Source organism: Marinobacter iranensis, assembly GCF_029207565.1.
Lineage (GTDB): Bacteria > Pseudomonadota > Gammaproteobacteria > Pseudomonadales > Oleiphilaceae > Marinobacter > Marinobacter iranensis.
This window is the reverse complement of record NZ_JANCMW010000178.1, coordinates 1-269: the sequence shown is the minus strand read 5'-3', so window position 1 is coordinate 269 and position 269 is coordinate 1. Positions and strand designations below refer to the sequence as shown.

Here is a 269-nt window from a genome sequence, read left to right as displayed (position 1 = left end):
AGGCCCCAGACGATCTGGATGCCGAGCAGGCCGAAGCACATGTTCCAGATCTGCAGCAAGCCGAGCCGCGCTACACGCGGCGCGGCGCTCGCGTCGCCAGCTTGCAATGCTCCCCCCTCACCGTTCTAAACTGGCCGTATTCGGCTTTCCTCAAGCTTGGGCACAATGGGCAGCAGTAGCAACAACAATACGACGCTGCAGGATCTCGCGCAGCTGGCCGGCGTATCGATCTCGACCGTCTCGCGGGCGCTCAACGATCATCCGCTGAT

General features: G+C 62.5%; 1 protein-coding gene. It reads left to right on the top strand.

Going from position 1 to position 269, the window contains the following annotated elements:
• Positions 1-165: 165 nt before the first annotated feature.
• Positions 166-269 (top strand): LacI family DNA-binding transcriptional regulator (locus tag NLU14_RS23255; protein WP_420845095.1); only part of this gene is annotated, 104 nt, incomplete at its 3' end.